This window comes from Ectopseudomonas composti (assembly GCF_001567565.1).
Classification (GTDB): Bacteria; Pseudomonadota; Gammaproteobacteria; order Pseudomonadales; family Pseudomonadaceae; genus Aquipseudomonas; species Aquipseudomonas composti_A.
The window spans coordinates 149,261-157,459 of the sequence record NZ_LSSW01000032.1 but is presented as its reverse complement, the minus strand read 5'-3'; the positions used below and the strand labels follow the sequence as shown (position 1 = coordinate 157,459).

The 8,199-nt window shown below is 64.6% G+C and carries 7 protein-coding genes; 2 read left to right on the top strand and 5 right to left on the bottom strand.

The window, feature by feature from the left end; translation table 11 throughout:
• Window positions 1-62: 62 nt before the first annotated feature.
• Together purU and fdhA are read left to right on the top strand one after the other, a co-directional pair.
• The gene (gene purU, locus PCLY_RS23350; RefSeq protein ID WP_061242813.1) at window positions 63-926 is read left to right on the top strand and encodes a formyltetrahydrofolate deformylase; all 864 of its coding nucleotides are present in this window, start codon (window positions 63-65) and stop codon (window positions 924-926) included.
• A gap of 233 nt (window positions 927-1,159) precedes the next feature.
• Complete coding sequence (gene fdhA / locus PCLY_RS23345; protein ID WP_061242811.1) at window positions 1,160-2,359, top strand: formaldehyde dehydrogenase, glutathione-independent; 1,200 nt, start codon at window positions 1,160-1,162, stop codon at window positions 2,357-2,359.
• Between the two features lie 191 nt (window positions 2,360-2,550).
• On the opposite strand, the gene aauR is transcribed toward fdhA, so the two are convergent.
• From aauR to PCLY_RS23320, 5 genes are all read right to left on the bottom strand, one after another.
• The gene (aauR, locus tag PCLY_RS23340; protein WP_061242809.1) at window positions 2,551-3,870 is read right to left on the bottom strand and encodes a two-component response regulator AauR; all 1,320 of its coding nucleotides are present in this window, start codon (window positions 3,868-3,870) and stop codon (window positions 2,551-2,553) included.
• Entirely contained in the window at window positions 3,867-5,735 is a 1,869-nt protein-coding gene (locus PCLY_RS23335) for a sensor histidine kinase (protein WP_061242807.1), read from the bottom strand. Before PCLY_RS23335 ends, aauR begins: the two co-directional genes overlap by 4 nt.
• A gap of 100 nt (window positions 5,736-5,835) precedes the next feature.
• The gene (locus PCLY_RS23330) at window positions 5,836-6,570 is read right to left on the bottom strand and encodes an amino acid ABC transporter ATP-binding protein (RefSeq protein ID WP_061242805.1); all 735 of its coding nucleotides are present in this window, start codon (window positions 6,568-6,570) and stop codon (window positions 5,836-5,838) included.
• Complete coding sequence (locus PCLY_RS23325; protein ID WP_197432234.1) at window positions 6,567-7,235, bottom strand: amino acid ABC transporter permease; 669 nt, start codon at window positions 7,233-7,235, stop codon at window positions 6,567-6,569. Before PCLY_RS23325 ends, PCLY_RS23330 begins: the two co-directional genes overlap by 4 nt.
• A complete protein-coding gene (locus tag PCLY_RS23320; protein WP_061242801.1) occupies window positions 7,232-7,978 on the bottom strand; it encodes an amino acid ABC transporter permease in 747 nt (248 codons plus the stop codon). Before PCLY_RS23320 ends, PCLY_RS23325 begins: the two co-directional genes overlap by 4 nt.
• Between the last annotated feature and the right edge of the window lie 221 nt (window positions 7,979-8,199).

Sequence of the window (8,199 nt, the reverse complement as noted above, 5' to 3'; positions counted from 1 at the left end):
AGCCCTCTCCCCCGGCCCCTCTCCCGCAAGCGGGAGAGGGGTGAAAATCATCGGAGTTTGTTATGAGCCGCACCCCCGATACCTGGATTCTCACCGCCCATTGCCCGAGCGTGCTCGGCACCGTGGATGCGGTGACACGCTTTTTGTTCGAGCAGCGTTGCTACGTCACCGAACACAACAGCTTCGATGATCGGCTGTCGTCGCGGTTCTTCATCAGGGTCGAGTTTCGTCAGCCCGAGGGCTTCGACGAGGCGGCCTTTCGCGCGGGCGTGGCCGAGCGCCTGGCACCGTTCGGCATGCAGGTCGAGCTGACGCCGCCGGGCTATCGCGCCAAGGTGGTGCTGATGGTGTCCAAGGCCGATCACTGCCTGAACGACCTGCTCTATCGTCAGCGCATTGGCCAACTGGCCATGGACGTGGTGGCGGTGGTGTCCAACCACCCGGATCTCGAACCGCTGGCGCGCTGGCATGGCATTCCCTATCACCATTTTCCGCTCGACCCGGTCGACAAGCCGTCGCAGGAGCGCAAGGTGCTGAAGGTGATCGAGGAGACCGGTGCCGAACTGGTGGTGCTCGCCCGCTACATGCAGGTGCTGTCGCCCGAGCTGTGCCGCAAGCTGGACGGCTGGGCGATCAATATCCACCACTCGCTGCTGCCCGGCTTCAAGGGCGCCAAACCGTATCACCAGGCCTACCAGAAGGGCGTCAAGCTGGTCGGCGCCACGGCGCACTACATCAACAACGACCTCGACGAAGGGCCGATCATTGCGCAGGGCGTGGAGGCCGTGGATCACGCGCACTACCCTGAAGACCTGATCGCCAAGGGCCGTGACATCGAATGTCTGACGCTGGCGCGAGCAGTGGGTTACCACATCGACCGCCGCGTGTTCCTCAACGCCAACCGCACGGTCGTGCTCAATGCCTGATGGGCGTCGAGGAGAAACACGGATTTAAGGTGGGCTGACGCGGGTAACCGCTCGTCCCGCCTCGCCCCCCCAAGGGGAGTGCAGAGTAGCCCGGATGCAAGCCGGGGAATATTTCGGCCACCGCCCTGCCAGGCTTCACAGGCGGTGACCGGCAACAGACGAAAGAAGCTCCAGTGCAAGGCCGCGCGGCATCGGTCGCGTCTTGTGTCCACAAAAAGAAAGGAGAGTTACGTATGTCTGGTAATCGTGGTGTGGTTTATCTCGGTGCGGGCAAGGTCGAAGTACAGAAGATCGACTACCCGAAAATGCAGGACCCGCGCGGCAAGAAGATCGAGCACGGGGTCATCCTGAAAGTCGTTTCCACCAACATCTGCGGCTCCGACCAGCACATGGTGCGCGGTCGTACCACTGCTCAGGTCGGCCTGGTGCTGGGTCACGAGATCACCGGCGAGGTGGTCGAGAAGGGCCGCGACGTCGAGCGTCTGCAGATCGGTGATCTGGTTTCCGTTCCCTTCAACGTCGCTTGCGGTCGCTGCCGCAGCTGCAAGGAACAGCACACCGGTGTGTGCCTGACCGTCAACCCGGCGCGTGCCGGCGGTGCCTATGGCTACGTCGACATGGGCGACTGGACCGGTGGCCAGGCCGAATACGTGCTGGTGCCTTACGCCGACTTCAACCTGCTCAAGCTGCCGGATCGCGACAAGGCCATGGAGAAAATCCGTGACCTGACCTGCCTGTCCGACATTCTGCCGACTGGCTACCACGGCGCCGTCACCGCGGGCGTCGGCCCGGGCAGCACCGTCTACGTCGCCGGTGCCGGTCCTGTCGGTCTGGCCGCTGCCGCTTCGGCTCGCCTGCTTGGTGCTGCTGTGGTCATCGTCGGTGACCTCAACCCGGCTCGTCTGGCGCACGCCAAGGCCCAGGGCTTCGAGATCGCCGATCTGTCGCTGGACACTCCGCTGCACGAGCAGGTCGCCGCATTGCTGGGCGAGCCGGAAGTGGATTGCGCCATCGACTGCGTAGGCTTCGAGGCTCGTGGTCACGGTCATGAAGGCGCCAAGCACGAGGCTCCGGCCACCGTGCTCAACTCGCTGATGCAGATCACCCGCGTTGCCGGCCAGATCGGTATTCCGGGTCTGTACGTCACCGAAGATCCGGGTGCGGTCGATGCCGCCGCCAAGATCGGCAGCCTGAGCATTCGCTTCGGCCTCGGCTGGGCCAAGTCGCACAGCTTCCACACCGGTCAGACCCCGGTCATGAAGTACAACCGTCAGTTGATGCAGGCCATCATGTGGGACCGCCTCAACATCGCCGATATCGTCGGCGTAGAGGTCATCAGCCTGGAAGATGCACCACGCGGCTACGGCGAGTTCGATGCCGGTGTGCCGAAGAAATTCGTCATCGACCCGCACAAGACCTTCAGCGCGGCGTGATGGCGTAGGCAATTCGCGTAGCCCCTGGTCCGGGCTATGCGAGGTGGCGGTGCGCCTGTTTACACGGCAAAGGCGTATTGGTTAGCGCCTTTTTTAGGGAGCCTACGGGCTCCCTTTTCTTTTTCGCGCTGCCTTCGCGCGCCGAGCCTTTTACCTGGTGGCAGCTATTGCCGGCCGTTGCCTTCGCGCGCCTACAGCCCGTACTTCCTGACCTTGTCGAACAGCGTGGTCTTGGCCAGCCCCAGTGCCTGCGCCGCCTGGCTTAGGTTGCCGTCGTGGCGTTCCAGGGCCGCGCCCAGCAGGTTGCGTTCGAAGGCCTCCACGGCCTCGTTGAAGCCCAGCGCATTGCTGTCGGCCTGGCCGCTTTTCTTGAACACCGGCAGGCCGAGGGCAAAGCGCTCGGCGACGTTCCGCAGTTCGCGCACGTTGCCGGGCCAGTCGTGCGCGGTGAGGGCGGCCAGGGTGGGCCGATCCAGTTCCGGCACGCCACGATCGAAGCGCAAGGCAGCGAGTTGCAGAAAGTGTTCGAACAGCAGCGCGATGTCCTCGCGGCGCTCACGCAGTGGTGGCAGCTCCAGGGTCACCACGTTGAGGCGGTAGTAGAGGTCGCTACGAAACTCGCCGCGTTTGCCCAACTCGTCGAGGTCGGATTTGGTGGCCGCGATCACCCGGCAGTCGACGTTGATCGACTGATTCGAACCAAGGCGTTCCAGGCTGTGCTCCTGCAGCACGCGCAGCAGCTTGATCTGCAGGGCCAGCGGCATGCTCTCGATCTCGTCGAGAAACAGGCTGCCGCCGTCAGCGTGCTCGATCTTGCCGATACGGCGCTTGCTGGCGCCGGTGAAGGCGTGTGCTTCGTGGCCGAATATCTCGCTCTCGAACAGGCTCTCCGGCAGGCCACCGCAGTTGAGGGCGACGAACTGTTTGCTCTGGCGTCGGCTGAAGTCGTGCAGGCAGCGCGCGATCAGTTCCTTGCCGGTGCCGGTTTCGCCCTCGATCAGCACGTTGGCGTTGGTATCGGCGACGTTGGCGATCAGTTCACGCAGCTGCTGCATGGCCGGCGAGCGACCGATGATGCGCTGCTCCAGCGCTTGGCGCCCGGCCAGCTGGCGCCGTAGCGCGCTGACTTCGCGGGCCAGGCTGCGCTGTTCCAGCGCGCGGCGCACGACGTCGACCAGACGCTCGGGGGAGAAGGGTTTTTCCATGAAGTCATAGGCGCCATCGCGCATCGCGCTGACGGCCATACCGATATCGCCGTGGCCGGTGATCAGCACCACCGGCAGGCTGGCGTCGCGCTGTTTGAGACGCGTGAGCAGCTCCAGGCCATCAGTGCCAGGCAGGCGGATGTCGCTGATGACGATGCCGGCGAAATCCTCGTCGACGCGCTGCAGGGCTTCCTCGGCGCTGGCCACGCCGATGCTGTCGATATCTTCCAGGGCCAGCGCCTGCTGGCAGCCGAGCAGCACATGGGGATCGTCTTCGACGATCAGAACGGTGAGGCTCTCGCTCATGTGTTGGGCTCCGGCGGGTAGGGCAGGCTGAGGATGAAAGCGGTACCGCCTTCGTCCGGGTGGCGTACGGTGAGGCTGCCGCCTGCTGCGGCGGCCAGGCTGGCGGACAGGGTCAGGCCGAGGCCCAGGCCCTGTTCGCCAGGCTTGGTGGTGAAGAACGGCTCGAACAGGTGCACGCGGGTTTCCGGTGCAATGCCGGGACCGTTGTCGCGGACCTCCAGCTGGTAGCCGTTGGCATCAGCGCTGCCGCTCAGCCATAGCTGGCGGTCGACCTGCTCGCGCATGGCGTCGAGGGCGTTGCTGATCAGGTTGACCAGGATCTGTTCCAGGCGGATCTGCTCGATGGCCAGGCGCGCTTCCGCGAAGTCGCGATGGATGGTCATGCTGGTACGTTGCAGGCGCGGCTGCAGGAGCATGGTGGCGGCATCCACGGCCTTCAGCAGCGAGGCCTCGCCGTTGTCACCGGTGCGCCGGGCGAAGGCACGCAGGCTGGCGGTGATCTTGCCCATGCGGTCGACCAGTTCGCCGATGTTCTGCAGATTGCTGCTGGCGACGTCGAGTGCGCCACGCTGGAGAAAGCGCACGGCATTGCCCGACAGCGTGCGCAAGGCCGCCAGCGGCTGATTCAACTCGTGGGCGATGCTGGTGGACATCTGCCCGATCACCGCCAGCTTGCCGGCCTGCACCAGCTCGTCCTGGGCCTGACGCAGGGTGGTTTCGGCCTGCTTGCGCTCGCGAACCTCGGCTTGCAGGCGTTCGTTGCTGGCCTGCAGGTCGGCGGTGCGCTCGGTGATCTTGCGCTCCAGCTCATCGTTGGCCGCCTGCAGCGCCTCGCGGGCGGCCAGGCGGGTGGCGATCACCTTGCGCCGCTCGTTCCAGGCAATCAGCAGAAAGGCCAGCAGAGCCGTCACCACGGCCGCCAGCATGGCATGGCTCATGGCTGCGCTGCGTTGTTCCTGCAAGGGGCTGAGCAGGGTCAGGTGCCAGGGCGTGTGTTCCAGGCGGCGGGTCTGCAGCAGGTAGTCGGTGGGTACGCCGCCGGTGGCGAAGCTGACCCGCTCGATGCCGTCGTCCATTAGCGAGCGATTGAACAGCTGCAACTCTTCCAGCGCTGCCCAGTGATACTGCAGGCTTCGCGCCAGGCGTTCCTTGGTGGCATCGTCCAGCGGGCGCACGGTCTTGAGGCGCACCATCGGGTCGCTGGCGAGGATGATGACGCCGTTCTCGTCGCTGACGTAGGCGTCCAGCAGGGCGCGCTGCCAACGCTCCTCGAGGGTGTCGAGGCGCACCTTGACCACCGCCACGCCGATGATGCGATCACCGTCGCGCAGGCCATGGGCCAGGTAGTAGCCGGGCTCGCCCGTGGTACTGCCAAGGCCGTATAAACGGCCCGGGCGGCCCTTGATGGCCTCCTGGTAGTAGGCACGGAAGGACAGGTCTTCGCCGAGATAGCTGTCGGCCTTGTCCCAGTTGCTGGTGGCGATCACCCGGCCGTCCGGGTCGAGCACGTAGATGGCGAGGCTGCCGGCGCGCTCGTTGAGCCCCTGCAGGTACACGTTGACGTGATGCCGGCGGTAGGCGGTGGGTGACAGCGCCAGGCGCGAGACATTGCCTTCCAGCTCCAGCAGGCTGGGCAGGTAGGTGTATTTGGTGATTTCGCTTTCCACCGCGCGCGCATTGAGCTCCAGCTGGCGCTCACCGTTTTCGGCCAGCGCGCGGATGCCGTTGCGGTCACTGATGTGATAGCCGGCGTAGCCGCAGCCGAGCACCAGCAGCAGGAACAGCAGAATCAGCGACAGGTGACGGAGCAGACGCGGTTTCACGATCAGATTGGCGCGAGGACTGGCGGACAGGCATTGCATCATAGTCGTCCTGAACTGGCCAGTTGCCAACACCCAGGGTGCGCCGCGCGCACCGGCTGTGGTGCGTGGGCATTGGTGCGCGTGGCGCACCCCGGCTGGCTAGTCAGTGCTGGAGGATCTTCGCCAGGAACTGCTGGGCGCGCTCGGAGCGCGCGTTGATGTCGCCGAAGAACTCCTCCTTGGGGCAGTCTTCGACGATCTGCCCGGCGTCCATGAAGATCACCCGGTCGGCGACCTTGCGTGCGAACCCCATCTCGTGGGTCACGCACATCATGGTCATGCCTTCCTGGGCCAGTTGCACCATCACGTCGAGTACTTCGTTGACCATCTCCGGGTCGAGCGCCGAGGTCGGCTCATCGAACAGCATCACCACCGGATCCATGGCCAGGGCGCGGGCGATGGCCACGCGCTGCTGCTGACCACCGGAGAGCTGGCCAGGGTGTTTGTGCGCATGGGCAGCCAGGCCGACGCGGTCGAGCAGGGCCAGGCCCTTCTTTTCGGCCTCGGCCTTGCTGCGGCCGAGCACCTTGATCTGGGCGATGGTCAGGTTCTCGGTGATGGTCAGGTGCGGGAACAGCTCGAAGTGCTGGAACACCATGCCCACGCGCGAGCGCAGCTTGGGCAGGTTGGTCTTCTTGTCGGCGATGGACGTGCCGTCGACGTCGATGTCACCCTGCTGGAAGGGCTCCAGGGCGTTGACGCACTTGATCAGGGTCGACTTGCCCGAGCCGGACGGCCCGCACACCACGACCACTTCGCCTTTCTTCACCTCGGTGCTGCAATTGGTCAGCACCTGGAAGTCCCCGTACCACTTGTTGACGTTCTGGATGGAAATCATACGGCTAACCTTTTTTGCAGGAGCTTGACCAGGCGCGAGGCGGCGAAGCTGATGGTGAAGTAGACCAGGCCGGCGAAGATCAGAAATTCATGGGGCTGGCCAATGATGTCGCCACGCGAGCGAGCGGCGTTGAGGAAGTCCATCAGGCCCACGGTGTACACCAGCGAGGTGTCCTGAAAGAGGATGATGCTCTGCTGCAGCAGCAGCGGGGTCATCTTGCGGAAGGCCTGCGGCAGGATGATCAGGCGCATGCTCTGCCCGTAAGTCATGCCCAGGGCCGAGGCGGCGCCCATCTGCCCCTTGGGGATGGCCTGGATACCGGCACGGACGATCTCGCAGAAGTAGGCCGCCTCGAACATCACGAAGGCCACCAGGCACGAGCTGAACGCCCCGACCGGAGTGTCCTCACCCGTGATCCAGCGCAGGATGAACGGCACCGCGAAGTAGAACCAGGTGATCACCAGCAGCAGCGGGATGGAGCGGAAGTAGTTGACGTAGGCGGCGGCAATGTTCGCCAGCAACTTGCTGTGCGACAGGCGCATCAGCGCCAGCAGGGTGCCCAGCACTACGCCGCCAAGCACGCCCAGTACCATCAGTTGCAGGGTCACCAGCATGCCGTCCCACAGGCCCGGAAGGGCCGGGAGGATCGCGGAGAAATCCATCATTTACCCCCTACGGAAATCAGGCCCGGCACGGCGACCTTCTTCTCGATCATGCGCATGATCATCATCAGGCTCATGTTCAGGGTGAAGTAGATCAGGGTGGCCAGGGTGAAGGCCTCGAACAGGTTGGCGCTGAACTCGGCGGTCTGCTTGGTCTGCGCCAGCAGTTCCATGAGGCCGATGAGCGACGCTACCGAGGAGTTCTTGAAGATGTTGAGGAACTCGCTGGTCAGCGGCGGAATGATGATGCGGTAGGCCTGCGGCAGCAGCACGTTGGTGTAGATCTGCGGCAGGCGAAAACCCATGGCGTAGGCCGCGGCGGTCTGGCCCTTGGGCAGCGCCTCGATGCCGGTGCGTACCTGCTCGCAGACCCTGGCGGCGGTGAACAGGCCGAGGCACACCACCACCGAGAGGTAGGCCGAGGTGGCCGGGTTGAGATCCTGCTTGAACCACAGTTCCAGCGGTTCGGGCAGCAGGTCCGGCACCAGGAAGTACCAGAGGAACAGCTGCACCAGCAGCGGCACGTTGCGGAAGACTTCCACGTAGGCGGTGGCCAGGCCGGACAGCCAGCGGTTTGGCAAGGTACGCATCACGCCGAGCAGCGAGCCCAGCGCCAGGGCGATGATCCAGCCGGCCAGGGCGATGGCGATGGTCCAGCCCAGGCCGGTGATGAACCAGTCCAGATAGGTCTCGCTGCCGATACCGGTGGACTTGAAGTAGATGCCCCAGTCCCAGTTGTAATTCATTGCGGGTTCCCTCGGGTGAGGATGCGATCTGCTGTGCGTCGGCTCTGCTGCGTTGCTACGACCAACGGGAGTAACAGCCGCAGGCTGGCCCGGAGGGTGAGCAACGCGAGTCAAGCGGCTTCAGCTCGCCAGATCGTCAGTACGGCTACGATGACGAAGCGTGAGAGCGGGCAACGGCTGCCCCTGTCCGCTCAGGCGGACGGTCTCGGCTTCGTCAGAAA

Excerpts from the sequence above, each read along its gene's own strand:
- purU (WP_061242813.1), top strand. The coding sequence starts at position 63 with ATGAGCCGCACCCCCGATACCTGGATTCTCACCGCCCATTGCCCGAGC.
- fdhA (WP_061242811.1), top strand. The coding sequence starts at position 1,160 with ATGTCTGGTAATCGTGGTGTGGTTTATCTCGGTGCGGGCAAGGTCGAA.
- aauR (WP_061242809.1), bottom strand. The coding sequence starts at position 3,870 with ATGAGCGAGAGCCTCACCGTTCTGATCGTCGAAGACGATCCCCATGTG.
- PCLY_RS23335 (WP_061242807.1), bottom strand. The coding sequence starts at position 5,735 with ATGATGCAATGCCTGTCCGCCAGTCCTCGCGCCAATCTGATCGTGAAA.
- PCLY_RS23330 (WP_061242805.1), bottom strand. The coding sequence starts at position 6,570 with ATGATTTCCATCCAGAACGTCAACAAGTGGTACGGGGACTTCCAGGTG.
- PCLY_RS23325 (WP_197432234.1), bottom strand. The coding sequence starts at position 7,235 with ATGATGGATTTCTCCGCGATCCTCCCGGCCCTTCCGGGCCTGTGGGAC.
- PCLY_RS23320 (WP_061242801.1), bottom strand. The coding sequence starts at position 7,978 with ATGAATTACAACTGGGACTGGGGCATCTACTTCAAGTCCACCGGTATC.